This is a genomic window from Pseudomonas sp. MC6, from assembly GCF_054790575.1.
Genome location: NZ_CP186504.1, coordinates 5,099,934 through 5,126,686 on the forward strand (window position 1 = coordinate 5,099,934; position 26,753 = coordinate 5,126,686).

Here is a 26,753-nt window from a genome sequence, read left to right on the forward strand (position 1 = left end):
GGTATGCGATTTATTGTGGTTCTGTTCTTGGGCATCTTGCTTGTGGCTTGCAAGCAGCAGGACGCTCCGCCCCTCGACCAACAACTCTACATCTGGCAACGTCAATGGACGCCGGCCCACGAGGCGGCGCTGCGTGACAGTCGCCAGGATTTCTCAACGCTACGCGTCCTCGCACTGCAAGCCTTTCCAAATGCCGGATGGAGCAGCGCGCGAATCGATGCGCCGTTATTGAAAGCCGATGGTCGTCCGTTGATTGCGGTGATTCGTCTCGACGGACAACTCAAGTCGCTGGATCAGGATCAGGTCACCGCGCAGATTCTGCAGGTGCTAGCCGACTGGCAGGCGCAAGGCCTGAGGCTGAGCGGCGTCGAGATCGATCACGACGCCGGTAACGCACGCTTGCCGGCCTACGCTGAATTCCTCAAACATCTGCGCGTGGCATTGCCGACGGACATCCCGCTAAGCATCACCGCGCTGCCAGCCTGGCTCGATAGTTCGCAATTGCCCGTACTCCTGCAAACCGTCGACAGCAGCGTGTTGCAAGTCCACGCCGTCAGTGACCCGCGTCGAGGGCTCTTCGATTCCGATCAGGCGTTGAAGTGGGCCAAGGCCTGGGCGCGAATCACCGATAAACCTTTTTATCTCGCGCTGCCGGCTTACGGCGTGGCGCTGTTACCGGATGACGGCGGGGCGCCAGTGGTGGAAAGCGAAGTGCAACTTGAGCGGAGCGGTGAGCGCCAGGAATTGCTCGCCGATCCGCTGCAATTGAGCCAACTCGGCAAGGCCTTGCGCGAAGACCCGCCGGCGCATCTGGCCGGGTTGATCTGGTTTCGCTTGCCGCTGGCCAATGATCGCCGTGCCTGGAGCCTGACCACCCTGCGCGCAGTCTCCCGTGGTGAGCAACTCGCCAGTCAGCTCGGCGTGGTGTTGAGCGAATACAACGGTCTCTACGACATCAGACTCGACAACCCTGGCAACCTCGACAGTGCCTGGCCCGCACGGATCACGCTGAAAGCGCAAAGCTGTGAAGGCGCTGATGCGCTCGCCGGTTACTCGTTGCAACAAAGCCCGGATCTGCTTACCTTCACCCGCCTGCGCGACGGCCGCATGCCGGCGGGCGGACAACGCGCCATCGGTTGGGCGCGCTGCGCACATATTGATCAAGGAGGTTCGCATGTTGACCCGTAACTGGCCCCGCCATCTGCTCTGCCTGAGCCTCTGCTTTCCGCTGGGTTCGGCGCTGGCCTGCGGGCCGGATTTCCCCATGCGCCTGCTCGACAATCGCGGGCAGACCCTCGCAGATCTGCCTGAGGGCAACTTCCACTTCGAGCTCAGCCGCCTCGGCAAAACCATCGCCGGGCTGAAGAACGTCACCGCGGCGACACACAATCCCAATGATATGTACGGCGAGGAAAACGCGGCGGCCGAGTCTCGGGAAATCGCCGAACAAGCCGGCCTGAGCGCCGAGCAACAAGCGTTGGTCAAACAGCTGCGCGGCCTGACCGATGCGCGTCAGGTCGAGGCGCAGGGTGCCAGTCTGCCAGCGGAAATCCGTTTGTACGTCGCCGGCGCGGTGGCGTTTGCCACGGGCGATCATCAACTCGCCATCGCTTATTTCGACAAGCTGCTGGCGCTGCCGGCGGATCAGCGCGCGTTGCGCAGTACCTGGGCGGCGTATTCTCTCGGGCGTACCTGGTTCGCGATGAGCAGCGAAGCCGCGGATGCGGTCGTGTCGCTAGAGCGATCGCGTGATGCCTTCCGCCAGGCCCGGCAACTGAGCATCGACGGTTTCAGCGATCCGTTGGAGTTGGGTGTTGCCAGTCTCGGTGAAGAGGCGCGGGTGTTGCGCACGGCGGGCGACTGGAACGGCGCCATCGAATTGTATGAAGCACAGAACCTGCACGGCTCGGCCGTGGGTTACACCTCGCTCAAGCAATTGATGAATGAACTGGCGGAGCTGCCCGAGGCCGAACTGGCCGAGCTGCTGCAGCACAAAGCCGTGCAGCAACTGGTCACGGCATCGTTGGTAAGCCGCCAGGGCTGGTCGTTTGGCGATGAGCCGCCGAACGAGAAGAAACTGGTCAAGCTGCTGCAAAACAGCACCCGTGGCAGCCTCGATAATGCTGATCGCCTGGCGGCGATGAGTTATCAACAGGGCGATTACGCCGGAGCCAAGGCTTTTCTCGAGAACGCCGGCGACGGCGGACTGGCGTGGTGGCTACGGGCGAAACTGGCGGTGCGTGACGGCGATAAAAATGCCGCGGCTGCGGCCTATTCGAAAGCCGCGCAAGCTTTCCCGCAGAGCGAAGACTGGGGTTACCGGCGCACACCGGACTGGGCGTATGAAACCGTTCAGCCGAAGTGCCGGGTCGAAGGTGAAAGCGCGATTCTCGCCTTGCAGCGCGGCGAATACCTGCAAGCCTTCGTGCAGTTGTATCGCAGCAACAGTGTCTACTGGTTCGATGCCGCGAGCGTGGCCGAGCGCGTGCTGACGGTCGATGAGCTGAAAAAATACGTCGACGATAACGTCCCGGCTCCGCCCGCGCTGACACAGCAGGAGCGTGACAACTACGTGCCGTTGCCGGTCGCTGCCAGCCTGCGCAATCTGCTCGGCCGGCGTTTGCTGCGTGAGGGGCATTACGCCGATGCGGTCGCTTATTTCGACAATCCCGACCTGCAAAACAAGGCCCGACTCTACGGCGAACAACGGCTGAAGGCCGATGCTTCGTGGTGGCCGACCAAACGTGCGAGTGCGCTGTACAACGCCGCGTGGACAGCTCGCGAGTGGGGCATGGACATTCTCGGTTACGAGATGGCGCCGGACTACGCCACGTTCGGTGGCAACTACAGTCTGGAAAGCACGGAGCTGAAAGTCGGCCCGCTGGTAAGCGAGGCCGAAGTGCAACGTCAGGCCGCCAGCGAAGCGAAACCGGATCAGCGCTATCACTACCGTTTTGTCGCCACTGCGCTAGCCGGGCGCGCCGCAGACAATCTGCCGCACACCAGCCAGGCGTTTGCTGCTGTACTGTGCAACGCCGCCGGCTGGAACAGCAGCCTGGAAGATCAGAGCGCGCTGTATCAGCGCTACATCAAGGAAGGCCCGTTCGTACCGTGGGCGGTGGACTTCGGCAATCAGTGCCCGTACCCGGATTTCGAAAACGCCGACAAGCGTTACGTCACCCAGGTAACCGATGCTGTGCGCTCGTCGCTGCGGCCGTACAAGTGGCCGGTGCAGATCGGTGCGGTTGTGCTGGTCGCGGCCGCTGCGTTGCTGTTCATCAGCCGTCGCCAGCGCAAGGCCCGCAAAGGCTAAGCCTGCTGGACGAACGTCAGGCGCACGGCGAAACCGATCAGCAGGCTGCCGAACAGCCATTGTTGTACACGTTGGGCCGTTGGACTGTGTTGCAGCCAACGACCCAGCGCGGCGCCGGTGAGGGCGTAGGCGCTGTCGAACAGCAGGCCGACGCCGACCAGCAGCATGCCCAGCACGGCGAACTGGCTCAGCACCGCTGCGCCTTCATTGACGATGAATTGCGGTAGCAGCACCGAGCAGAACAGTAACGCCTTGGGATTGAGCAGGTTGGTCAGCAAACCGCGTCTGACGGCTTCGCGCCAACGCCCGTGGGAATCGCCAGGCTCGCCAGTATTCAGGTTCGGCAGCAGATTGCTGCGTAGGCATTGAATGCCGATCCACAACAGATACGCCGCCCCCGCCAGCCGCACTACCTCGAATGTCCACGGCGCAGCCTTGAACAGCGCGGCCAGCCCCAATGCCGCCAGCGCCACGTGACAACCACGGGCAATGCCCAAGCCAATAGCGGTGGCCAGCGCCGCGCCGCGTCCCTGCCGGGCACCAGTTTGCAGCAGCAGGATCATGTCCGGGCCGGGCAATAGATAGACCACCGCCAATGCCAGGAAAAACAGCCAGAAATTCGCCATGTTGCCGCCCTTTCGTTGTCGATTCGGTGCGCCAAGTCTAGAGCCGAAGGGTAGGGCAGGTGCTTGCGTAGTCCGCTTCAAAAACCTTCTTGATTGGCATAATCTGCTGGTTTCCCATTGCACGACTATCGGGGTCTGCCAAAAATGAAAATCGATGCCTTCGATCGCAAGATTCTCGCGGCCCTGCAACGTAACGGGCGCCTGAGCAATGTCGAGCTGGCGGATGAAATCGGCCTGTCGGCCTCGCCGTGCCTGCGCCGGGTGCGGATGCTGGAAGAGGCCGGGGTGATTCGCGGTTATCAGGCCAATCTCGATCGCGATGAAGTCGGGCTGGGACTGACGGTGTTTGTCGGGGTCAAGGTCGAGCGGCACAACGATGCACAGGCCGAGGCGTTTTACACCGCAGTGACGGCGTTGCCGGAAGTGATCTCGGCGTTTCTGGTGTCGGGAGAGTCGGACTTTTTGCTGCAAGTGGTGGTGCCGGATCTGCGTGCGTACGATCGCTTTCTCAGCGGTTGCCTGCTGAAGCTGCCGGGGGTGAGTGACATCCGCAGCAACTTTGCGATTCACACGGTGAAGACGCCGGGGGCGTTGCCTCTCGGACATCTTCCGCTATAGACCGAGTCGCATCCTTCGCGAGCAAGCTCGCTCCCACAGTGACCGCGCTCTTTCAGGCGTATCGCGGTCGAATGTGGGAGCGAGCCTGCTCGCGAAAGCGCTGGGGCAGCCAATAAAAATTCCGAAACCTACATCTGCGTCGCCATCCCTTCGACATTCATCGCCGCCTGGCGCAACGCCTCTGACCGCGTTGGATGCGGATGGCACGTCAACGCAATGTCCTCCGCCGAAGCACTGAACTCCATCGCCACACAAAACTCGCCAATCATTTCACTCACGCTCGGACCGACCAGGTGAACGCCGAGTACTTCATCGGTGCGCTCATCAGCGAGGACTTTGGCGAAACCTTCGGTCTCATGGTTGATCTTCGCCCGGCTGTTGGCGGTGAAGGGAAACTTGCCGACTTTATAGGCACGGCCCTCGGCCTTGAGTTGTTCTTCAGTCTTGCCGACGCTGGCCAGCTCCGGTCTGGTGTAGATCACGTTGGGGATCAAATCGTAATTGACCTCGCCGGCCTTGCCATGGATCTGCTCGACGCAGGCCATCGCTTCGTCTTCAGCCTTGTGCGCGAGCATCGGCCCGGAGGTCACATCGCCGATCACCCAGACTCCGGCGGCTTCGGTGCGGTGCTGTTTGTTGGCGAGCATGCCGCGTTTGTCGGTGCTCAGGCCGACGTTCTCCAGACCGAGGCCCTGGGTGTACGGGCGACGACCGATGGCCACCAGCACGTAATCGGCTTCCAGCAACTCGGCAGTGCCGCCAGCGGCCGGCTCGACGCTGAGTTGCACACTGTTGGCGGAAGCGGTGGCGCTGGTGACTTTCGAACTCAACTTGAACGCGATGCCCTGTTTGCTCAGCGAGCGTTGCAGGGTTTTGCCGGCCTCGCCATCGACGCCCGGGCAGATGCGGTCGAGGTATTCGACCACGGTGACCTGCGCGCCGAGGCGCCGCCACACCGAGCCCAACTCCAGGCCGATCACACCGGCACCGATCACCACCAGGTGTTTGGGCACTTCACTCAGGGAAAGCGCACCGGTCGAATCAAGGATACGTTTGTTGTCGATCTCGACGCCCGGAAGGGGAGTGGGCTCGGAACCGGTGGCGATGATGATGTCCTTGGCGGTCAGTTCGACTTTGCCGCCCTGATCGTCGGTCACCGTGACCTTGCCCGGGCCGTCGATGTGGCCCCAGCCTTTGATCCAGTCAACCTTGTTCTTGCGAAAGAGAAACTCGATGCCTTTGGTCAGGCCGGTCACGCTCTCGTCTTTCTGTTTCATCATTTGCGCGAGGTTCAGCGTCGGTTTGACTTCGATGCCGAGATTGGCGAATTCCGCACCCATCGCCGCCTCGTACAGCTCCGAGGCATGCAACAGGGCTTTGGACGGCATGCAACCGACGTTCAGGCAGGTGCCGCCCAGCGTCGCACGACCTTCCACACACGCGGCCTTGAGGCCCAACTGGCCGGCACGAATCGCCGCGTTATAGCCTCCGGGGCCGCCGCCCAGAATCACCACGTCATAGTTGCTCATGAGCTTGCTCCTGATGGATGAATGCGGATCGCTAAAAGTAGTTCTGAATAAAAATTACGAACGTAATATGTGCGTTTCCAGGCATTTCGGTCAAGGCTTCAGGCAAGCGACAGGTTGGGCATCTTTGAATACGCGTAATTGTGTACGAATATTTCACGCTTTTCGTTATATCGTAACGATATGAACGGCAAGCCAATGATGTTGGGGTGATATGCGAGTTGATCTGGAGGTGGATGGCACGCTGGTGGCCGGGCTGCCGCGTTTTCAGCAGGCGGCCACACAGGGCAGGCGACTGCGGCGCTGGGCTTTTGGTCTTGGCGCATTGGCCGGAGCAGGCTGGGTGTTGGCGTTTTTCGTCGGGCTGTTTGCGCCGCAGTCATTGTGGCTGCCGCTGCTGGTTAATTTGAGCGCGGCGCTGCTGGTGTTGGTCGCCGGGCTGCAATCGGCGTGGTGGGTGACGCAATGGCGCGCGCGAGTGATGAATCCTGTTGTCCTGGCGCCGAATGCCGGTGGGGAGTTCTCTGCGCCGGAAGGTTGGTACGAACGGTTGCTGGATCGCCTCAGTCAGCGTGGCTTGCATATGCTCGGCCAGATCGGCGCAGCGACGCTGTGGTTAGGCGGCTGGGCGTTGTTAGTGGCGCTGAGCATCGAACAGGTGTGGAACCTCGCACTGCCCGCCGCAGCCGTTGGATTGTCCGCCACGGTGGGCGCGGCGTTGGCATTACTCCTAGCGTTCGGCTTGCTGGTGCTTGAGCGACAACTGGCTCAGGAGAATCCTGCGCAATGGCCGGAAGCCGGTTCATTGGCGCAACTGACGCGCGTGGCGATCATCAGTCTGGTGCTCGGCGCGCTGTGTTTGTTGTTTGCTGGCGAGAATGCCGTTTGGCCAGTTCGCGTGTCTGTACTGATGGGTATCCTGCCGGGATTGGTCGCGATCGAGTTGCTATTGCGCGCCGTTCTTTCCGTCTTCAGCCCTCGTCGCGAACAGCTTGAGCCTACGTTGCTGGCGCGCAGTTTTGTTGCCGACATGCTGCGTTGGCCACCCCAGCCTTTACTCGCGTTGCAGCACGAATTGCACAACCGCTTTGGCATCGATCTGCGCCAGATCTGGGCGTTCAGTTATATGCGCCGAGCGTTTCTGCCGGTGCTGGCGCTCGTCGCAGTGGTAGGTTGGTTGCTCACCGGTATCCATGAAATCCCACTACAGGGTCGCGGTATTTATGAGCGTTTCGGCAAACCGGTGCAGGTGTTCGGCCCGGGATTGCACACAGGTTTGCCGTGGCCGTTGGGCCGAGTATTGATCGTCGAAAACGGCGTGGTGCACGAATTGGCCACCAGCGTTGGCGAAAGCCCGGCGCCGCTGCAGGCCGATCCCGCCGAAGGCCCGGCGCCGATCACAGCCAACCGCTTGTGGGACGCCAGCCACGTCAACGACAAGTCGCAAGTCATCGCCAGCAGCCGTGGCGCTCAGCAGAGCTTTCAGATCGTCAATATGGACGTGCGTTTCGTCTATCGCATTGGCTTGACTGATCAGGCCGCGCTGGCCGCGACCTACAACAGTGCCGATGTGCCGACGCTGATTCGCAGCACGGCGAGCCGGATTCTGGTGCACGACTTTGCCTCGCGCACGCTCGACGGTTTGCTCGGTGAAGACCGGGTCGGGTTGGGCGAGGAGATCGGTCGCGCGGTGCAAAGTGATCTGCAACAACTTAACAGTGGCGTGGAAATTCTCGCCACGGTGGTCGAAGCCATCCACCCGCCGGCCGGTGCCGCCAACGCCTATCACAGCGTGCAAGCCGCGCAGATCGGCGCGCAAGCGTTGATTTCCCGTGAGCGTGGCGCGGCGGCCGAGGCGAGCAATCAGGCGCAATTGCAGGCCAGCCTTGCTCGCGATCAGGCCAGCGCCAATGCCCGCGAAACCAGTGCCACCGCGCAGGCGGCGGATCTGAAATTCACGGCCGAGCAAAAAGCCTACGCCAGTGCCGGTCAGGCTTTCGTGCTCGAGCAATATCTCGGTCAGCTCGGCCAAGGCCTGAGCAAAGCCAAATTGCTGGTACTCGATCATCGTCTCGGTGGCAGCAGCAATGGGCCGACTATCGATCTTCGGACTTTCACGCTGCCGGCTGACCCGACGCCCGCGCGTACCACCGCTCAACCAGGAGTCGCCCATTGAGCCAGTCACACACTCACGAACCGCATGATCACAGCGGCCACGATCACGGCCACGGCGGGCATCATCACCATCACCACGGAGCGCCGGAAGAGGCGGGGCCTTTTCCGTGGCGACGCATGGGGTGTGCCGTGTTGCTGGTGGCGTTCGCCATCGCAGCAGCGAGCCTGGTGCAAGTGCGCTCGGGCGAAGCCACGGTCATCACGCGTTTTGGTAACCCCGCGCGGGTGTTGCTTGATCCGGGTTTGAGTTGGCGCTGGCCGGCGCCATTCGAGGCGGCGATTCCGGTGGATTTACGTTTGCGCACCACCTCTAGCGGCTTGCAGGATGTCGGCACTCGCGACGGTTTACGCATCATCGTCCAGGCCTATGTGGCGTGGCAGGTGCAGGGTGATCCAGACAATGTGCAGCGCTTCATGCGCGCGGTGCAGAACCAGCCAGATGAAGCGGCACGGCAGATCCGCACTTTTGTCGGCTCGGCGCTGGAAACCACGGCCAGCAGCTTCGATCTGGCCAATCTGGTGAACACCGATGCCAGTCAGGTGCATATCGCCGATTTTGAAGCGCAGTTGCGTCAGCAGATCGATCAGCAATTGCTCGCGACCTATGGCGTGCGCGTCGTGCAAGTCGGCATCGAGCGTTTGACCTTGCCGTCTGTAACACTCACCGCCACGGTCGATCGCATGCGCGCCGAGCGTGAAACCATTGCCACCGAGCGTACGGCGATCGGCAAACGTGAAGCTGCGCAGATCCGTTCCGCTGCCGAGCGCGATGCGCGAATTGTGCAGGCTGATGCGACCGTGAAAGTAGCAGAAATCGAGGCGCAGTCTCGCGTCGAAGCGGCGCAGATTTATGGCCGTGCTTACGCCAGTTCGCCGCAGCTCTACAACTTGCTGCGCTCGCTGGACACCCTTGGCACCATCGTCACACCGGACACAAAACTGATCTTGCGCACTGACGCGGCGCCATTCCGCGTGCTGGTCGACGGCCCGCCAACACTCGACAGTAAATCCGGATCGCAACCATGAGTGAAGAAGTTCCACGTGGAACACATTCGCTGAACAGTCCGTGGTTTCAGGCCGGTCGTTTGGCATTTCTCGCCCTGTACGCGGTGACGGTGTTGGCCGCTTTGGCTTGGGCGTTTTCCAATGTGCGGCAGATCGATCCGCAGAATCGTGCTGTGGTTTTGCACTTTGGTGCACTGGATCGCGTGCAGAACGCCGGGCTGTTGCTGGCTTGGCCACAGCCGTTCGAACAGGTGGTTTTGTTGCCAGCCGCGGATCGGGTGATCGAGCGGCGGGTGGAAAATCTTCTGCGCAGCGATGAGGCACTCAAGGCTGATCGGGTCGCTTCCTTTGCCACACCACTGAGCGACGCACTGGCCGGATCTGGTTATTTATTGACCGGTGATGCCGGCGTCGTGCAACTGGATGTGCGGGTGTTCTACAAAGTCACCTTCCCCTATGACTTCGTGTTGCAGGCTGAGCATGTGCTGCCGGCGCTCGATCGGTTGGTCACTCGCAGTGCCGTGGCACTGACTGCCGCCAGAGATCTGGACACCATTCTGGTCGCTCGTCCGGAATTGATCGGCGCCGACAACCAGGCTGCCGAACGGCGTGAGAGATTGCGCGGTGATCTGGTACAGGGCATCAACAAACGCTTGGCCGAGTTGAAGGCGAGCGGGCAGGGCATCGGGATTGAAGTGGCGCGGGTCGATGTGCAATCGAGTCTGCCCAACCCTGCGGTCAGTGCATTTAACGCGGTATTGACCGCCAGCCAGCAGGCCGACAAAGCCGTGGCCAATGCGCGTACCGACGCCGAGAAACTCACCCAAACCGCCAACGAACAGGCCGACCGCACACTGCAGGTTGCTCACGCGCAGGCTGGTGAACGCTTGGCCAAAGCCTCTGCCGACACTGCCACGGTGTCGAGTCTGGCCAAAAATACAGACCCGCAAATGCTCCTGCGTCTGTACCGCGAGCGTATGCCGAAGATTCTCGGTCAGGCCGGATCGGTCACCACGGTCGACCCGAAAGACGATTCCCGCCTGATCATTCAGGGAGCCAGTAAATGACTGCGACGACCGCTGCACCGAGCCTGTTGTCCTCGGCCGAACAACGCCGCGCCGCACGGCAACTGACTTTGGCGATGCTCGCGCTGGGCCTTCTTGGTCTGGGGCTGATCTGGCGCTGGCTGGTTCCGGAGCAAACCGGGGTCAGCCAGTTGTTGCTCGGTTTCGCCTCTTTGTTGGTCGCCGTGCCGGTGATGCGTTCGGCATGGTACAGCCTGCGTTATCCGAGCCTGCACGGCATCACTGATCAGCTGATTGCCTTGGCCATGCTCGGGGCGTGGGCGACTGGCGATCTGCTGACGGCGGCATTGCTGCCGATCATCATGATCTTCGGTCATGTCCTGGAGGAGCGCAGCGTCCTCGGCTCGCAGGAGGCGATTCACGCCCTCGGCCAACTGACCCGCAGCCATGCGCGCAAGGTTCAGGCCGACGGCTCGATCATCGAAGTGGACAACGGCGCGCTGAAATCCGGCGACACCGTTGAGGTGCGCGCGGGGGATCGGGTGCCGGCGGATGGTCGGGTTCTGTCTGGTCAGGCCAGTCTCGATACCGCTTCAATTACCGGTGAATCAGTGCCGGTCGAGGCGGGTGTCGGCATGACGGTGTTCGGCGGTGCGATCAACCTCGACGGTTTGTTGCGCATCGAAGTGACCCGCACCGGCGATGAGTCGACCCTCGGTAAAGTCATCGCACTGATGCAGAACGCCGAGCGTTCGAAGCCACCGATCACCCGGTTGCTCGAACGTTATGCCGGGGGTTACATGGTGCTGGTGTTGTTGCTGGCAGCGGTGACCTGGTTTATCACCAACGATGCGCAGGCCATGCTCGCCGTGTTGGTGGCAGCGTGTCCGTGCGCGCTGGTGTTGTCCGCTCCGGCGACGGCGATTGCCGGTGTCGCGGTGGCAGCGCGTCACGGGATTCTGATTCGCAGTTCGGCGTTCCTCGAAGAACTGGCTGACCTGACATCGCTGGTCGTCGACAAGACCGGGACGCTGACTTATGGCACCTTGCGCTTGCAGTCGATCAACAGCCCACAGGCACAGTCGTCTGCGGTCATGGCGCTTGCCGCTAGCCTCGGCGCGGCGAGTAGTCATCCGGTCAGTCGGGCACTCGCAGGGTTGGTCAGTCAGGACCAATATCTAACGCTGAGTGATATTCACGAGCGTCAGGGGCTCGGTGTAGTCGCCATGACCGGGCAGGGCGAAGCGGCGCTCGGTCGGCCAGAATTGTTCGCGCAACTGGGTATTGCCACGACCAAGGTTCCCGATCATGACGGCCCGATCGCCGGTCTGGCGCTGAACGGTGAATTCCTCGCCTGGCTGTTGCTCGCTGACAGCGTCAAACCGGAAGCCCGGTTTGCCCTCAGTGAATTGCGTGAGTTGGGCCTTGGGCGACAACTGTTGCTCACAGGCGATCGACACAGCGTGGCTCAATCGATGGCCAAAGAGGTCGGTTTGCATGAGGTCGAAGCCCAGGCGTTGCCCGAGGACAAACTCAATCGCGTGCTCAGGGAAATCGACAATGGTTTCCGGCCAATGGTGGTCGGTGACGGCATTAATGATTCGCTCGCGCTGAAGGCGGGAGTGGTCGGTGTGGCAATGGGCGCCGGTGGTGCAGACATAGCGTTGGCCTCGGCCGACATCGTTTTGATCGGCAGCGACCTGCGCCGGCTCGGCACCTGCGTGCGCCTCAGCCGCCAATGTCGCCGGACATTGCAGGTCAATGTGATCATCGGTCTGGGCTGGACGCTGGCCATTGTGGTGTTTGCCGCATTCGGCTGGTTGGGTGCAGCAGGGGCGATGATTGCGGCGCTGCTGCATAACCTCAGCACCTTGCTGGTACTCGGAAATGCCGGGCGGTTGCTGCGCTTTCAAGAGCCGCTACTAAAACTCAAGGAAGACCTTTGACATTATTTTTCGATCCGCTGTAACGCCGTCGGGGCGGCTCTCTCTAGTGCTATGTCGGGACTGAACAAACCTTTCAGCCGACACCCCTGACGATTACCGAGGATAAGAAAAATGACGATCAAATCCGCTGCTGCTGGTGCCGCTCTCGCTTTGGCTGCCGCCACAATGTTTGCCGGTGTTGCCACCAACGCAATGGCTGCCGATGCCAACGTGCATTGCTATGGCGTGAACGGCTGCAAAGGCCAGAATGACTGCAAGACCAAAGACCACGCCTGCAAAGGCATGGGTGCCTGTAAAGGCCAGGGCTTCAAGGCAATGACTCAGGCGGCGTGTGAACAGGCCGGTGGCAAGGTCGGCGAATAACTGACCGGCAAGTGTCGCCGCAGTGGATGGTTCCACTGCGGCCACTTTTTATCAGGAGTTCGCCGCATGTCTGTTTCCATTCCCTCCCTGGGCTACGGCCTGGGTTTGCGTAGCGCTTATTACCAGCAGATCCTTGAGCAGTCGCCAAATGTCGACTGGTTCGAAGTGGTCTCGGAAAATTTCATGGTGCAGGGCGGCAAGGCCCTGTATTACCTTGATGCGATCGCCGAGCGTTATCCGTTGGTGATGCACGGTGTATCTCTGTCTATCGGCGGGCCGCATGCCCTCGATCCGGACTATCTCAAACAACTCAAGCAACTGGCCAATCGGGTCCGACCTGCATGGATCTCCGATCATCTGTGCTGGAGCCGTGGCAATGCCCATCAGTTACATGATCTGCTGCCGCTGCCTTACACCGAAGAAAGCCTGGATTACATTGCCGCTCGGGTGATGCAGGTTCAGGATGTTTTGCAGCGTCCGTTGGTTCTGGAGAACGTCTCCAGTTATGTCCGTGCCGCCTCTGATGATTTCACTGAGTGGGAATTTCTCGCTTTGCTTAGCCGCGTGAGCGGGTGCGAATTGCTGCTCGACGTGAACAATGTCTACGTCAGTTCACGCAATCATGGCTTCGATCCGTGGGTCTTTATCAGTAGCCTGCCCGTCGATAAAGTCCGCCAACTGCATCTGGCAGGGCACAGCGATTATGGTGACTACGTGATCGACACCCATGACCATCCGGTGAGCGATCCGGTCTGGGCGCTGTACCAACGCACGCTCGAACATTTCGGCCCGGTGGCCACGTTGCTGGAACGCGACGATCATTTTCCGCCCTTCGACGAATTGCTCGATGAACTGCAAAAGGCCCGTCAGCTGGGGAATAAGGCTCTGGCCGGGAGGCAGCAATGCGCCTGAAAGAGTGGCAACTGGCATTCGAATCCTTTCTGCTCGAAGAAGACACCGGCGCAAATCTGACCCTGAGCAGGAGCCTGATCGGTGGCCCGACACTGGATGTCGAAACGGGCTTGGCGATCTATCACAACGCTTACAAAGCGCGCTTGCTGGAAGTCTTGCGCAATGACTTTCCGACGATCCTGCACTGGATGGGTGATGAAGAATTCGAAGCGCTCGCCATGGCGTACATCCGTCAGTGTCCATCAACGCACTACAGCCTGCGCTGGTTGGGCAGAGGCTTCGAAGGCTTTGTCCGCGAGTATCTGGTGCCGGAGCAGAGTGCGCCGCTGGCCGAGATGATCGCGCTCGAATGGGCTTTCACCCTGGCTTTCGATGCACCTTTTGGTGAACCGCTGACGATTGAAGCCATGGTCGCCCTCGCTCCGGAAGAATGGCCAGAGCTGCGGGTCAGACCGGTGCCGTCCCTGCAGTGGCTGGAGTGCCGCTGCAATAGTCTTTCAATGTGGCGCGCGGTAAAGGAAGAATCGGAATTCCCTGACAGCATGGCGCTCGAAATCCCACAGATCTGCCTGATCTGGCGCAACCAGTTGATCTGCAGTTACCGCAGCCTCGATCCGGCGCAAGCCACGGCCCTCGATGGCTTGCTCAACCAAGGATGGAGTTTCGCCGAACTGTGCGCCGAGTTAGCAGTCACTTATGGTGAAGGCGCGCCACTTCAAGCCGTTACCTGGCTGAAACAGTGGATTCAGGAAGGCTTGTTGGAGCGTCTGCAACGATAGATAAGGCTAATCAAATCGATAGCCTGCTATTTTTCCGGGATGGTCTACCCTCAGATCTGACGTCTGAAACAAGGGGGATTTTCCATGCTCGTGCAATTTCCACCGGCCTTACAGAATCTGCAGCTTCCGCTTCGCCTGCGACTCTGGGATGGCCATGAGTTTAATCTGGGGCCGGCGCCCAGCGTCACCATCGTGGTAAAGGACCCGCAGATGGTCAGCCAGTTCACCCACCCAAGCCTGGATGCGCTCGGAGCGGCATTCGTTGAAGGTAAACTTGAACTGGAGGGTTCGATCAGCGAAGTCATCCGGGTCTGCGACGAATTGAGCAACGCTTTGCTCGGCGAAGATGACGACAGTCAGCCAGTACGTTCGGTGCACGACAAGGAAACCGACGCCAAAGCCATTTCCTACCATTACGACCTGTCCAATGCGTTCTACCAGCTCTGGCTGGACAGCGACATGGCGTATTCCTGCGCGTACTTCGAAACGGGCAGCGAAACCCTCGAACAAGCGCAACAAGCCAAATTCCGACATTTATGCCGCAAGCTGCGCTTGCAGCCAGGCGACTACCTGCTGGATGTCGGTTGCGGCTGGGGTGGGTTGGCGCGGTATGCCGCGCGGGAATTCGGCGCAAAAGTCTTTGGCATCACCCTGAGCAAAGAACAGCTGGAATTGGCGCGTGAGCGGGTCAAGGCCGAAGGCCTGGAAGACCAGATCGAATTACAGTTGCTCGACTACCGCGATTTGCCCCAGGACGGGCGTTTCGACAAAGTGGTCAGTGTCGGCATGTTCGAACATGTCGGTCACGCCAATCTCGCCGAGTACTGCAAAACCCTGTTCGGCGCGGTGAAGGAGGGCGGCCTGGTGATGAACCATGGTATTACCGCCAAACACACTGATGGCCGACCGGTAGGACGCGGTGCCGGGGAGTTTATCGAGAAGTACGTGTTTCCCAACGGTGAGTTGCCGCACCTGGCGATGATTTCGGCCGAGATCAGCGAAGCCGGCCTGGAGATTGTCGACGTCGAAAGTCTGCGCCTGCATTACGCGCGCACGCTGGATCACTGGAGCGAGCGGCTGGAGGACAATCTCGAAGCCGCCGGCAAACTGGTACCGGATCAAGCGCTGCGCATCTGGCGTTTGTACCTGGCCGGCTGCGCCTATGCGTTCGCGCGTGGCTGGATCAATCTGCACCAGATCCTCGCGGTAAAGGCCCACCCGGATGGCAGCCATGAACTGCCGTGGACTCGCGACGACATCTATAACCCTTAACACTGAATAATCCTCTCTCCCTTTGGGAGAGGGTCAGGGTGAGGGGTTTTTAGAGAATCGGCGAAATCAGCCGGGCGATCCGCATGCCGACCTGTTGCAGGCGGTGGATCTCCCGGCTTTCTTCCTTGGCGATTTCATAGGCTTGTTCGAAATCCTCTTTGAGCATGTTTTCCACACTGGCGGCAAAGTCACTGTCGACGGTCAGCAGCATCACTTCGAAATTCAGCCGGAATGAGCGGTTGTCCAGATTGGCGCTGCCGATGGCGCTGATCTCGCTGTCGATCAACACCACTTTCTGATGCAGGAAACCGGGTTCGTAGCGGAATACCCGCACGCCGGCGCGCACGGCTTCAAATGCGTAAAGGCTGGAAGCGGCGTAGACGATGCGGTGATCGGGACGCGACGGCAGTAGCAATCGAACATCGACCCCACGCAACACGGCCAAACGCAATGCAGCGAACACGGCTTCATCAGGGATGAAATACGGGCTGGTGATCCACACTCGCTCGGTCGCCGCGTGAATCGCTTCGACAAAGAACAGCGAGCAGGTTTCGTAGGCATCCGCCGGGCCGCTGGCGAGCAATTGGCAGAGCACGCCGTCATCCGGGTATTCGTCGGGCAGGATCAGCGGCGGCAGGGTACGCGCAGCCCAGAACCAGTCTTCGGCGAAGGATTCCTGCATACACGCGACGACCGGGCCACGTACCTTCACATGGGTATCGCGCCAAGGTGCCAGTGGTGGTTTTTCGCCCATGTATTCATCGCCGACGTTATGTCCACCGACAAAGCCGACCACGCCATCGACCACGACGATCTTGCGGTGGTTACGGAAGTTGACCTGAAAGCGATTGAGCCAGCCGCTGCGTGTGGCGAATGCTTTGACCTCGACGCCGCCATCGCGCAATGCCTGCACATAACTGTGGGGCAGGGCGTGGCTGCCGATGCCGTCGTAGAGCAGGTGAATAGACACGCCTTCGGCGGCTTTCCTCAGTAACAGATCGCGCAGGCGCTGGCCGAGCCGATCATCGTGAATGATGAAAAACTGGATCAGCACCGCTTCTTTCGCTTGATCGATCGCCTGGAAGATCGCGTCGAAAGTGGCCGCACCGTTTATCAACAGTTGCACTTGATTGTTCGCCAGGCACGGCATGCGACCGAGTTTGGGCATGGCGCGTAACGAGGCGTAGGCATTCGAGGCGCGCGCAGTCAGTGCCTCTTCCACCCACGGGCGCCAGTTCAGTTCGGAGATCGCCTGACGCATCTGTTCGTTGGCCTGACGCCGCGCTTTGATATAACCATCGAAGGTACTGCGGCCAAACACCAAGTACGGAATAAGCGTGAGGTAGGGAATGAAGATCAGCGACAATGCCCAAGCGATCGAGCCTTGAGCCGTGCGTACGGTGAGCACCGCGTGGATGGCAGCGATCAAGCCGAGGGTGTGTATCAGGGCGATCAGATAACCGAAAATGTGCGGTCCAAAATAATCCATGGGGCAGCCTTGCTCCGGAAGATTCAATGCTTAACAGACCATGTTCTGTCGCGAATGTCGCTATTTAATTGGTGCATGAACCGAAGCAATCGGCCGACGTCTAACGGCCACTACTGATCAGGAGTTTTTCGATGAACGTTCGTCTGCTGGGTTTGGCGCTGGGCCTGGGTTTGGCATTGCCGGTGATTGCGCAGGCGCAGATGCTGCAGCCGGGGCTGTGGGAAATGACATCGAGCAACGTCAAGGTCGATGACCAGCCGATGGATGTGCAATCGATCCTCGGTCAACTGCAAGGTCAGATGACCCCGCAACAACGTGCGGCGCTGGAGAAGAACGGGATCAACATCGGCGGCAAAGGTATCCGCGCGTGTCTGACGCCGCAGCAAGTGGCGACCAACGATATCCCGCTGGCCGATCCGCAATCGGGTTGCAAACAGCAGATCACCGAGCGCAGCGGCAACCAATGGAAATTCCGTTTCAGTTGCCCGAAAGCGCAGGGCACCGGGGTGGCGACGTTCCTCAGTGATCGTGAGTTCACCACTGTGGCCAACGGCACGTTCAACGCGATCGGGATCAACCAGAAGGGCAGTCTCGAGACTCGCGCGGTTTGGCTGGGCCAGGATTGCGGCGCTGTGAAACCTCGCGCGTAAAACATTCCATGTAGGAGCTGCGGGACGCTGCGATCTTTTGATCTTGATTTTACAAAAGGATCAAAAGATCGCAGCCTCGTTTCACTCGTCAGCTCCTACAGGGGTTTGAATCAACGCATAAACCTCAGCGCCAATCCTCGACACGCCTCATTCACCTGACCCTCCCGCCAGGCAATCTGCCCCGAAACAATCGTCGTATTCACCCGATGCCGAAAGCTGCACCCGGCAAACGGCGTCCATCCGCACTGCGACAGAATCGGTTGCCGATCGACCTCCAGCGTTTGCCGTTCAACCAGCACCAGATCCGCCCAATACCCCTCACGCGAATACCCACGATCCGGAATCGCAAACAGATCCGCGACGCGATGGCTGGTCTTCGCCACCAAGGTCGTGATCGGCAAAATTCCATCCGCCACCAGCTCCATTAACGCGGGCAACGCATGCTGTACCAGCGGTAATCCGGAAGGCGCCTGCGCATAAGCTCGCTGCTTTTCTTCCCAGGTATGTGGCGCATGGTCACTGCCGATCACGTCCAGTAGATTGCTGTTCAGGGCCGCGCGCAACGCATCGCGATCGGCCTGAGTCTTGATCGCCGGGTTGCACTTGATCAAGTTTCCAAGGCTTGAGTAATCGCGATCATCGAACAGCAAATGATGCAGACAGACTTCAGCGGTGATGCGTTTCTGCGCTAGGGGTTTGTCCTCGAACAACGCCAGTTCACGCGCTGTGGTCAGGTGCAAAACATGCAGGCGCGTGCCGTGACGTTGCGCCAGCTCCACCGCCAGTGAAGAGGATCGATAACATGCCTCGGCATCGCGGATAAGCGGGTGAGCGCCGGGCGGTATTCGCTCACCGAACAACTCACGCAGATTGGCCGCGTTGGCGTCGATACTCGGAGTATGTTCGCAGTGGGCCAACAGGATCGTTGGCACTTCCGCGAACAGTCGCTCAAGAATTTGCGGATCATCCACCAGCATGTTGCCGGTGGACGCGCCCATGAACACTTTCACCCCAGCCACTTCGCAGGGATTGAGCGCGGCGACCGTATCGAGGTTGTTGCGGCTCACGCCAAAGTGAAAGCCGTAATTGGCCACCGAACCGAGCGCCGCCCGGCGCTTTTTGTCGGCCAGCGCTGCGAGGGTGAGGGTGGCCGGGTTGGTATTGGGCATGTCCATGAAACTGGTGATACCGCCGGCAACCGCCGCCCGAGATTCGCTATGAATGCTGCCCTTGGCTGGCGCACCGGGCTCACGAAAATGCACTTGGTCGTCAATCATCCCCGGCAGCAACCATTGGCCATTCGCGTCGATTTCCACCTTGGCGTTTTCGCCTTCGATGCTGCGAGCAATCTTGACGATGCGCCCGTTGCTGACCAATAGATCGCCGTCGAACTCGCGTCCTTCATTGACCAGTCTTGCGTTGCGAATCAGCACGCTGCTCATGATTCAGAACTCGTTCTGCAAGGCTTTGTAGCCGCGCACCAGATCGACGTTGGTGCGCGCCACATCTTCGGAAAACTCCGAGGCGCTGACACTCACTGGCGGGAATAACGAGAGGTCGGTGTTTGGGCCGATGCGAGTAGTCGAGGGTACGTAAAAAGCGTCTGGCAAATCTCGACCGTCGACCACCGAGTTGTGCCGCACCACGCAACCATTGCCGACGATGCAGTTGAACAACACGCTGTTGAAGCCGATGAACACGCGGTCGCCCACGACGCAGGGGCCGTGGACGATCGAGCGGTGGGCAATGGAAGTGAACTCACCAATGGTCACTGCTGCGCCGGATTTGGAATGGATGACTACGCCGTCCTGGATATTCGAATTGGCGCCGATGGTGATCGGCTCCATTGCACCCGAGGCGTCCACTTCGTCGGCGCGGATCACCGCGTAGGGACCGACGAACACGTTCTCGCCGATCACCACTTTGCCGCAGATGATTGCGGTTTTGTCGACGTAGGCTGACTCGGCAATTTGTGGCAAATCACCTGATGGGTTCTTGCGGATCATGGTTGGCTCAGCGCGTTGTAGAGGGTGTCGAGGTTGTATTCGAACAGCCCGGTGAAGGTGCTGGCGGGGCCGCGGGCGGCGAGGGCGTCGGAGTAGAGCGTGCCACCAATGTGCGCGCCGCTTTCGTCGGCGATCTGTTTGAGCAGACGCGCGTCTTTGATGTTTTCCATGAACACCGCTTTGACGTGGGCTTGGCGAATCTGGGTAATCAGCGCAGCGACTTCCGCGGCCGATGGCTCTCGTTCTGTGGACAAGCCTTGCGGTGCCATGAAGTCGATGCCGTACGCCTGGCCGAGATAACCGAAGGCATCGTGGCTGGTGACGATTTTGCGGTTGCCCGGAGGCAGCGCACCGAGTTTGTTTTTGGCCTCGGCGAGCAGGGCGTAGATCTGCTTCAGATAGATTTTGCTGTTGCGTTCGTAGTCGGCTTTGTTCGCAGGATCTGCAGTGACCAGTGCCTTGGTGATATTGGCGATATACAACTCGGCGTTCGCCAGATTATGCCAGGCGTGTGGGTCGGGAACGGTTTCGCCGTCCTCATCCAGCGAGCGGGGAATCACGCCGTGACTGGCACTGATGACCGTGGCTTTAGTGTCGGTGCTGGTGACCAGACGATCCAGCCACGGCTCGAAACCGAGGCCGTTCTTGATGATCAATCTTGCGCCAAGCAATGCTTTGGCATCGTCCGGTGTTGGCTCGTAGGTGTGTGCGTCAGCGTCCGGGCCGACCATGTTGGTGATCTGGATATGCTCGCCGCCGACCTGATGCACCATGTCGGCGAGGATGCTGAAGCTGGTGACCACCGGTAATTTTTCCGCCGCCGACAAGGACATCGACAGCATCAGGCTAAGCAACACGAGTAGAGCGCGCATCGGGAAACACCTCATTGGGATGTGAGCAAAGGCGGGCGGCGCAACAAACCGTGGACCGGCCCGAACACCACGGACAGCAGATAACCGACACCGGCGACGAGGACGATGGCCGGGCCGCTGGGCAAAGAGCAGTAGAACGACAGCAGCAAACCGAACCACACCGAGAGGCAACCGATGACGGCCGCGATGGCCATCAGGATCGGCAGACGGCGGCTCCAGAATCGCGAAGCGGCGGCGGGAAGCATCATCAGTCCAACCACCATCAGAGCGCCGATTGCCTGGAAGCCGATCACCAGGTTGAGTACGACCAGAGTCAGAAAGACGCCGTGGGCGATGGGGTCCGAGGCGGCTGACGGTTCTCAGGAACAGCGGGTCGAGGGTGTCGAGCAACAGCGGCTTGTAGATCAGCGCCATGGCGACCAGGCTGAATCCCGAAACCCATAACATGCCGGTGAGGGTCGGGCCGTCGACGGCCAGTGCTGAGCCGAACAGCAGATGCAACAGGTCAAGGCGTTTGCCGGCGATGCCGAGTATCAGTACGCCGCTGGCGAGGGAAATGGGATAGATCGCGGCGAGGCTGGCGTCTTCGCGCAGGCCGGTGCGGCGGGTGATCCAGGCGGCGAGGCCGGCCATGCTCAGGCCGGCCCCGAGACCTCCGAGCGTCAGCGCAGGCAGGCTGAGTCCGGCAAACCAGAAACCCAGTGCGGCGCCGGGAAGTATTCCGTGGGCCACCGCGTCACCGATCAGGCTCATTCGCCGCAGGATCAAAAACACGCCGAGCGGCGCAGTGCTGCACGCCAATACCAAGCCGCCGAGCAGGGCGCGGCGCATGAATAAAAATTCGTTGAACGGCTGCCAGAAATGGGCGACGGCGAGCATCAGGCCACCTGCGTGTGAGGGGTTTGCCGGATCAACTCGTTGCTGGCTCCGAACACGCATTCGTGGTTTTTGATCAGCAAGGTTTGCGGGATGTGCTGGCGTACGGCGGCGAGGTCGTGACACACGACGACCAGTGTTCGACCTTCGCCATGCCAGGTATGGATGTGCTGCCAAAGCAGTTGTTGGCCGAGCTCATCGAGTGCGGCGTGGGGTTCGTCGAGCAACAACACTGGAGCGTCGGTCAGACTCAGGCGGGCGAGCAGGGCACGTTGCAGTTCTCCACCGGACAGGGCCATGAGTGGACGCTCCCCGAGTCCGCTGAGGTGCCAGTTTTCCAGTGCGTCTTTCAGACGTTGTGCGCGCAATTGTGTTGAAAGCCGTCGGCCCCAGAAACCGGCGCAGATCAGTTCTTCCAGGCTGATGGGGAATTGTCGGTCGAGATGCTGTTGCTGGGGCAGGAATGACAACCCGCTTTGACGTGGAACACTGAGGGCAACGTTGCCTGCCAAAGGTTTTTGCAATCCGGCGATGACTTTCAGCAGGCTGCTCTTGCCGCAGCCATTGGCACCGATGATCGCGGTCAGGCTGCCGCTGTCGAACTCAATACTCAGCGGGCTCGTCAGTGGTTGACCGGGTGCGCCCCAACTCAGCGATTGGCAGCGGATCATGCTTGTTCACGCTGCCAGTGGCTTTCGGCGACGGCGTCGTGGGCGTGCAGGCTTTCGGCGTGAATGACCCGCAGATTGAATCCGCTGACTCCTGGGGTGCGACGCAATGCCATATTCAGACGGCGCGCGGCATCTTCACAGAACATCAGGTTCTGGCCGTTGGCGAGGGCGAAGGCTTGTTCGTCCGCGCGCTTTACTGCGGTTTGTACAGCGGTGCCAAGGGCCGCCTCGGCGTCATTGATGATCACGCTCAGCGGCAATTCATCGATGAATTCGTCTAGGTGCAGATGCAATTGCGCAATGCTGCGTTGGCTGTGAGGTGTGGCGACGATGCCTTGAGTCGAGCCTAGCCATGCCAAAACGTCTGCGTGCTGAAGACCTTTGTTGGCGAAGTCGTCGATAAATTGTTGCTGGATCAACTGCCGCGCCAACGCCGCTGAGCAAGGGCAAGTCGAAGAGTAGGGCACGTCAATTTTGAGTTCCACGTGGAACATTTGATTTTTCAGGCTTGCCGAAATAGTCGTCGGATAGGATTTCCAGCCGGCCAACGGGCTGATTAGCGCGGGGCGTTTCAGCAGTAAGTCGCAGTGAATATTCACGTACGCACAGTTGGATAACCCCTGGTGGCTTTCTAGAAAGCGCTTGAGTACTTCGTGCAGGAGAGCGGGTGTCAGGCGTTCCTGTTCGAGTATCTCCAGGGCCAAATACAGCCGCGACATATGAATGCCGCGCGCCTCGCCATCATCAAGGCTCACTCCAGCGTCAGCCTTGGCATTCAGGTGTTGGCCTTCCAACAAAACGGGTAATGCGATGCCTTGCATCCCCACCCATTCGAGTGGCAAAGCTTGGCGAGCGGTCTGCGCGGCGATATCCGGGAGTGAAAGCGAATTCATGTTCGGGACCATCATGGTGATTCAATTAAATGTTACATTATAACAATTCAAATCACGATGTCTTTTTCATGAACAGGTTTTCATATGCACAGACGTCAAGTGCTCAATCTGATTTTGGCCAGCGCCGCTTTTGCTTTGCCCTTCAGCGTATCTGCTACGCAAATTCGTCAGGCACGACTTTGGCGATCTGAGGACAAAGTGCGGTTGGTGTTCGATTTGAGTGGGCCGGTCAGCTACAAGACCTTCACGCTCAGTGCGCCTGAACGACTCATCATTGATGTGAGTGGGGCAAGCTTGGGTGGGGATTTCAGCCACTTGGCGCTGAATGACACGGTGATACGCGCGATCCGATCCGGGCCCTTTGGTCAGGGCGATACGCGAATTGTTCTGGATCTGAGCAGTCCGGTATTACTGAACAGCTTTCTTTTAGCGCCGCAAGACGGACAAAGTCATCGCTTGGTATTGGACTTGGTCAGCGCAAAACTGATTCAAATAGCTCCAAAGGTTCCACGTGAAACACCGCAGATCAGTGCTCATCCGAAGCGCGACATCGTCGTAGTCGTCGATCCGGGACATGGCGGAAAGGATCCCGGCGCGGTCGGCGCCAAGGGCGAACGCGAAAAAGATGTAGTGCTTTCCATCGCGCAGATGCTGGCTAAGCGTCTGAAAAAAGAGAAAGGCTTCGACGTAAAACTGGTACGCAATGACGACTTTTTCGTTCCATTGCGCAAGCGCGTGGCGATCGCCCGTCAGCACAAAGCCGACATTTTTATCTCGGTGCATGCCGATGCAGCGCCGCGTCTGACGGCTTCTGGCGCATCGGTGTATTGCCTTTCTGAGGGGGGCGCAACGTCGGCGACTGCGCGCTTCATGGCGCAGCGAGAGAACGGCGCGGACCTGCTCGGTGCAACGAGTCTGCTCAACTTGAAAGATAAAGACCCGATGCTCGCCGGGGTGATTCTCGACATGTCGATGAATGCAACGATTGCCGCCAGTTTGCAGCTTGGCAGTACGGTGCTGGGCAGCCTTGCCGACATTACGACTCTGCACCAGAAGCGCGTGGAACAGGCTGGATTCGCAGTGTTGAAATCGCCGGACGTACCTTCAATCCTTGTGGAAACCGGCTTTATTTCCAATGCGCGGGACAGCCAGCGATTGGTCACCGCTCGGCATCAGCAAGCCGTGGCAGACGGTTTGTTTAAAGGATTGCAGCGCTACTTTGAAAAGAATCCCCCCGTCGACAGTCACCTGGCCTGGCAGCAGGCGCAGCGAGAGGCTCAGGTTTAACAGCCGGTAATCCGGCTGCAGGTGAATTTCGCGCTGCTACCACCCGAGCTGGAGAAGCGATTGATCGTCGTCCAGCCGACACGTCGTGTGTAGCCCACCCAGGCTTCGCCGTCAGAAGCGATGCCGGTGAAGAACGTCAGTTGCCCGAAACGGCTATTGGTTTGCGCCCAATAACGCTGGCCGGCCTTTTCAAACCCACGCAGATAAAGCGTGTTGCCGACGGTGTTGACGCTATAGGCGTTGCCGTCGGCATCGACGCAGGCCAACAGATTTGCACTGCGTGTGCAGGTCGCAAGCGCCGGCATCTGAGCCGATGCATTGCCGATGATCAACAATCCAAGGCTCAACAACGAGCATTTCAGCGCAGTTTTCATTGCGAATTCCGGAGTGGTATCGGCTCAGCTTCCTGCGGTTTATCACTTAGGACAAGAGGAGGGCTGGTTTATTTATATTGTTATACTATAACATAAAAGATAACCGAGTCTGAGCAGGCCGATTTCAAGCGTTTACTTTCAGCGAAACCCTTCGCATGAAGCACAAAAACGCCAAGCGCCAGCAAAGCGCTAATCGCTTGCCATTAAAAGAGGATTATCCAATGTCAGCCGAATTGCCCGTTACCGTACTTTCAGGATTTCTTGGTGCTGGAAAAAGTACACTTTTGAATTACGTACTACGTAATCGAAAGGGTTTGCGGGTAGCAGTCATCGTCAATGATATGAGCGAGATCAATATTGATGGCAGCGAAGTTCAGCGTGATGTCAGCTTAAACCGCGCAGAAGAAAAAATAGTCGAAATGAGCAACGGTTGTATCTGCTGTACGTTACGCGAAGACCTGCTGGAAGAGGTCAGTAAGCTCGCCCGTGAGGGCCGCTTCGATTACTTGTTGATCGAATCCACCGGAATCTCCGAACCACTGCCCGTGGCCGAAACCTTTACCTTCCGCGATGAACATGGCCAGAGCCTCTCCGACATCGCGCGTCTCGACACCATGGTCACTGTAGTCGACGGCTTGAATTTCCTGCCGGACTACCACGCGGCAGAGAGTCTCGCCTCCCGTGGCGAGATTCTCGGCGAAGAAGACGAACGCTCGATCACCGATCTGTTGATCGAACAAATCGAATTCGCCGACGTGCTGTTGATCAGCAAGATCGATCTGATCAGCCAGCCCGAGCGTGAGGAATTGATCGCCATCCTCAAACGCCTCAACGCCCAAGCCGAAATCATTCCGATGGTGATGGGCGAAGTGCCGCTGGAGAAGATCCTCAATACCGGTCGTTTCGATTTCGACAGAGCCGCGCAAGCACCGGGCTGGCTGCAGGAATTGCGCGGTGAGCACGTGCCGGAAACCGATGAATACGGCATCGCTTCCACAGCCTACCGCGCACGCCGACCCTTTCACCCGGAGCGCTTCTTCAACTTCATCGACCGTCCGTGGCTGAACGGCAAGTTGCTGCGCTCCAAAGGCTTCTTCTGGCTCGCAAGCAAACCCAGCGACGCCGGCAGCTGGTCGCAGGCCGGCGGTTTGATGCGCCACGGCTTTGCCGGGCGCTGGTGGCGCTTCGTGCCGAAGGAGCAGTGGCCACAAGATCAGGAAAGCACCGCAGCCATCATGGAAAACTGGACGCCAAGCGTTGGCGACTGTCGCCAGGAGTTGGTGTTCATCGGTCAGAACATCGATTTCCTGCAGCTTTCTGCCGAACTCGATGCCTGCCTGCTCACCGATGAAGAAATGGCCCTTGGCGTAGAGGGATGGCGATTGCTGGCGGATCCGTTCGGCTCTTGGCACGAAGAGGCTGCCTGATGCTTGCACTCAAACTGCTGCAAAACCGTACCCGCCATCAACATCAAGGCCCGACGCCGAAAACACTGGCACGGATTCTGGAAGACGACACCAACCTCGCCGTCTGGCAGCGCCAACTGCCTTTGCACATCAGCGAATTTGCCCACTTGCTACTGTCGCTCAACGAGCCTCTGGCGGAGTCGCTGAGTCTGGAGTTGCCAGATGAGGACGCGGAACCTGATCTTGCTGGTCTGGCCTTGGGCTTGCGCGATCTGGAGGGTTACGAAGGCTTTATCGCCGATCTGAAATGGTTAGTCAGCGCCTTTGCCTGCTTGCTCGGTGCGCGGCGCATCGGCCTGCGCCTGCGGGTGCTGGATAAAGCCATGTGCCCGCGCTTCCACGTTGATCATGTGCCGGTGCGGCTGATCACGACCTACGCCGGCGTTGGCAGCCAATGGCTCAAGGAAGGCGCGATGGATCGCAGTCAATTGGGACAGGCCAACGCCGAACCCCAAGCGCAAATACAGCAACTCAAGAGCGGCGACGTCGCCTTACTGAAAGGCGAGAAATGGCACGGCAATGAAGGTTTTGGATTGATTCACCGTTCGCCGCAACCGGCTGCAGGCGAGCGTCGTCTGATACTGACCCTCGACTGGCTCGGTTGACGCC

At 59.5% G+C, this 26,753-nt stretch carries 24 protein-coding genes and 1 pseudogene; 15 read left to right on the forward strand and 10 right to left on the reverse strand.

The window, feature by feature from the left end:
• The first annotated feature begins 3 nt into the window (after positions 1-3).
• Positions 4-1,188 carry a DUF3142 domain-containing protein gene (locus ACOYXE_RS22750; RefSeq protein ID WP_160060009.1) on the forward strand — a complete coding sequence of 395 codons (1,185 nt, stop codon included), beginning with the start codon at positions 4-6 and terminating at the stop codon, positions 1,186-1,188.
• Positions 1,175-3,313 (forward strand): hypothetical protein, encoded by a 2,139-nt coding sequence (locus ACOYXE_RS22755; protein ID WP_460926683.1) that lies wholly within the window; start codon positions 1,175-1,177, stop codon positions 3,311-3,313. Before ACOYXE_RS22750 ends, ACOYXE_RS22755 begins: the two co-directional genes overlap by 14 nt.
• On the opposite strand, the gene ACOYXE_RS22760 is transcribed toward ACOYXE_RS22755, so the two are convergent.
• Positions 3,310-3,939: a LysE family translocator gene (locus ACOYXE_RS22760; protein WP_160060007.1), complete on the reverse strand. Its 630-nt coding sequence runs from the start codon at positions 3,937-3,939 to the stop codon at positions 3,310-3,312. The genes ACOYXE_RS22755 and ACOYXE_RS22760 overlap by 4 nt on opposite strands.
• Before the next feature lie 144 nt (positions 3,940-4,083).
• On the opposite strand from ACOYXE_RS22760, the gene ACOYXE_RS22765 reads away from it, so the two are divergent.
• Positions 4,084-4,557: an Lrp/AsnC family transcriptional regulator gene (locus ACOYXE_RS22765; protein ID WP_160060006.1), complete on the forward strand. Its 474-nt coding sequence runs from the start codon at positions 4,084-4,086 to the stop codon at positions 4,555-4,557.
• Between the two features lie 128 nt (positions 4,558-4,685).
• Here the strand turns inward: ACOYXE_RS22765 and lpdA are convergent, their stop codons facing one another.
• The gene (lpdA, locus tag ACOYXE_RS22770; RefSeq protein ID WP_160060005.1) at positions 4,686-6,086 is read right to left on the reverse strand and encodes a dihydrolipoyl dehydrogenase; all 1,401 of its coding nucleotides are present in this window, start codon (positions 6,084-6,086) and stop codon (positions 4,686-4,688) included.
• Positions 6,087-6,297: 211 nt separating this feature from the next.
• Between lpdA and hflK (ACOYXE_RS22775) the strand changes: the two genes are divergently transcribed.
• The 8 genes from hflK (ACOYXE_RS22775) to cfaB all read left to right on the forward strand — a co-directional run bounded on the left by hflK (ACOYXE_RS22775) (position 6,298) and on the right by cfaB (position 15,560).
• Positions 6,298-8,259 (forward strand): protease modulator HflK, encoded by a 1,962-nt coding sequence (gene hflK, locus ACOYXE_RS22775; protein ID WP_460926684.1) that lies wholly within the window; start codon positions 6,298-6,300, stop codon positions 8,257-8,259.
• Positions 8,256-9,284, forward strand: a complete 1,029-nt coding sequence (gene hflC, locus ACOYXE_RS22780; RefSeq protein WP_460926685.1) for a protease modulator HflC — start codon at positions 8,256-8,258, stop codon at positions 9,282-9,284. Before hflK (ACOYXE_RS22775) ends, hflC begins: the two co-directional genes overlap by 4 nt.
• Positions 9,281-10,330, forward strand: coding sequence for a protease modulator HflK (gene hflK / locus ACOYXE_RS22785; protein ID WP_460926686.1), 1,050 nt, complete (start codon positions 9,281-9,283; stop codon positions 10,328-10,330). The genes hflC and hflK (ACOYXE_RS22785) overlap by 4 nt, the downstream gene beginning before the upstream one ends.
• A complete protein-coding gene (locus ACOYXE_RS22790; RefSeq protein ID WP_460926687.1) occupies positions 10,327-12,234 on the forward strand; it encodes a heavy metal translocating P-type ATPase in 1,908 nt (635 codons plus the stop codon). The genes hflK (ACOYXE_RS22785) and ACOYXE_RS22790 overlap by 4 nt, the downstream gene beginning before the upstream one ends.
• A 111-nt stretch (positions 12,235-12,345) precedes the next feature.
• Positions 12,346-12,597 (forward strand): BufA2 family periplasmic bufferin-type metallophore, encoded by a 252-nt coding sequence (gene bufA2 / locus ACOYXE_RS22795; RefSeq protein WP_160060000.1) that lies wholly within the window; start codon positions 12,346-12,348, stop codon positions 12,595-12,597.
• A 66-nt stretch (positions 12,598-12,663) separates the two neighbouring features.
• A complete protein-coding gene (gene bufB, locus ACOYXE_RS22800; protein WP_160059999.1) occupies positions 12,664-13,509 on the forward strand; it encodes an MNIO family bufferin maturase in 846 nt (281 codons plus the stop codon).
• Positions 13,500-14,288: an HvfC/BufC N-terminal domain-containing protein gene (locus ACOYXE_RS22805; RefSeq protein WP_160059998.1), complete on the forward strand. Its 789-nt coding sequence runs from the start codon at positions 13,500-13,502 to the stop codon at positions 14,286-14,288. The genes bufB and ACOYXE_RS22805 overlap by 10 nt, the downstream gene beginning before the upstream one ends.
• Before the next feature lie 84 nt (positions 14,289-14,372).
• Positions 14,373-15,560, forward strand: coding sequence for a C17 cyclopropane fatty acid synthase CfaB (gene cfaB, locus ACOYXE_RS22810; protein WP_460926688.1), 1,188 nt, complete (start codon positions 14,373-14,375; stop codon positions 15,558-15,560).
• A gap of 49 nt (positions 15,561-15,609) precedes the next feature.
• On the opposite strand, the gene cls is transcribed toward cfaB, so the two are convergent.
• Positions 15,610-17,049, reverse strand: a complete 1,440-nt coding sequence (gene cls / locus ACOYXE_RS22815) for a cardiolipin synthase (protein ID WP_405122620.1) — start codon at positions 17,047-17,049, stop codon at positions 15,610-15,612.
• Between the two features lie 131 nt (positions 17,050-17,180).
• Here cls and ACOYXE_RS22820 point away from each other — a divergent pair, with 131 nt between their 5' ends.
• On the forward strand, positions 17,181-17,699 hold the full coding sequence (locus ACOYXE_RS22820) for a DUF3617 domain-containing protein (protein ID WP_122604649.1): 519 nt from the start codon (positions 17,181-17,183) through the stop codon (positions 17,697-17,699).
• A gap of 110 nt (positions 17,700-17,809) precedes the next feature.
• Here the strand turns inward: ACOYXE_RS22820 and ACOYXE_RS22825 are convergent, their stop codons facing one another.
• The 6 genes and pseudogenes from ACOYXE_RS22825 to folE2 all read right to left on the reverse strand — a co-directional run bounded on the left by ACOYXE_RS22825 (position 17,810) and on the right by folE2 (position 23,017).
• Complete coding sequence (locus ACOYXE_RS22825; RefSeq protein WP_460926689.1) at positions 17,810-19,141, reverse strand: dihydroorotase; 1,332 nt, start codon at positions 19,139-19,141, stop codon at positions 17,810-17,812.
• Positions 19,142-19,144: 3 nt separating this feature from the next.
• Positions 19,145-19,705: a gamma carbonic anhydrase family protein gene (locus tag ACOYXE_RS22830; protein ID WP_460926690.1), complete on the reverse strand. Its 561-nt coding sequence runs from the start codon at positions 19,703-19,705 to the stop codon at positions 19,145-19,147.
• Positions 19,702-20,577 (reverse strand): metal ABC transporter substrate-binding protein, encoded by an 876-nt coding sequence (locus tag ACOYXE_RS22835; protein WP_460926691.1) that lies wholly within the window; start codon positions 20,575-20,577, stop codon positions 19,702-19,704. Before ACOYXE_RS22835 ends, ACOYXE_RS22830 begins: the two co-directional genes overlap by 4 nt.
• A gap of 11 nt (positions 20,578-20,588) precedes the next feature.
• Positions 20,589-21,456: pseudogene (locus ACOYXE_RS22840) on the reverse strand (metal ABC transporter permease).
• Positions 21,456-22,124 (reverse strand): metal ABC transporter ATP-binding protein, encoded by a 669-nt coding sequence (locus ACOYXE_RS22845; protein ID WP_160059991.1) that lies wholly within the window; start codon positions 22,122-22,124, stop codon positions 21,456-21,458. Before ACOYXE_RS22845 ends, ACOYXE_RS22840 begins: the two are co-directional and overlap by 1 nt.
• On the reverse strand, positions 22,121-23,017 hold the full coding sequence (folE2, locus tag ACOYXE_RS22850; protein WP_160059990.1) for a GTP cyclohydrolase FolE2: 897 nt from the start codon (positions 23,015-23,017) through the stop codon (positions 22,121-22,123). Before folE2 ends, ACOYXE_RS22845 begins: the two co-directional genes overlap by 4 nt.
• Before the next feature lie 84 nt (positions 23,018-23,101).
• On the opposite strand from folE2, the gene ACOYXE_RS22855 reads away from it, so the two are divergent.
• Positions 23,102-24,304 carry an N-acetylmuramoyl-L-alanine amidase gene (locus ACOYXE_RS22855; RefSeq protein WP_405122625.1) on the forward strand — a complete coding sequence of 401 codons (1,203 nt, stop codon included), beginning with the start codon at positions 23,102-23,104 and terminating at the stop codon, positions 24,302-24,304.
• On the opposite strand, the gene ACOYXE_RS22860 is transcribed toward ACOYXE_RS22855, so the two are convergent.
• Entirely contained in the window at positions 24,301-24,678 is a 378-nt protein-coding gene (locus tag ACOYXE_RS22860; RefSeq protein WP_460926692.1) for a glutamine synthetase, read from the reverse strand. The two genes, ACOYXE_RS22855 and ACOYXE_RS22860, sit on opposite strands and share 4 nt — an antisense overlap.
• A 221-nt stretch (positions 24,679-24,899) precedes the next feature.
• Between ACOYXE_RS22860 and zigA the strand changes: the two genes are divergently transcribed.
• Together zigA and ACOYXE_RS22870 are read left to right on the forward strand one after the other, a co-directional pair.
• The gene (gene zigA / locus ACOYXE_RS22865; RefSeq protein WP_160059987.1) at positions 24,900-26,105 is read left to right on the forward strand and encodes a zinc metallochaperone GTPase ZigA; all 1,206 of its coding nucleotides are present in this window, start codon (positions 24,900-24,902) and stop codon (positions 26,103-26,105) included.
• A complete protein-coding gene (locus tag ACOYXE_RS22870; RefSeq protein ID WP_160059986.1) occupies positions 26,105-26,749 on the forward strand; it encodes a DUF1826 domain-containing protein in 645 nt (214 codons plus the stop codon). Before zigA ends, ACOYXE_RS22870 begins: the two co-directional genes overlap by 1 nt.
• Positions 26,750-26,753 lie beyond the last annotated feature (4 nt).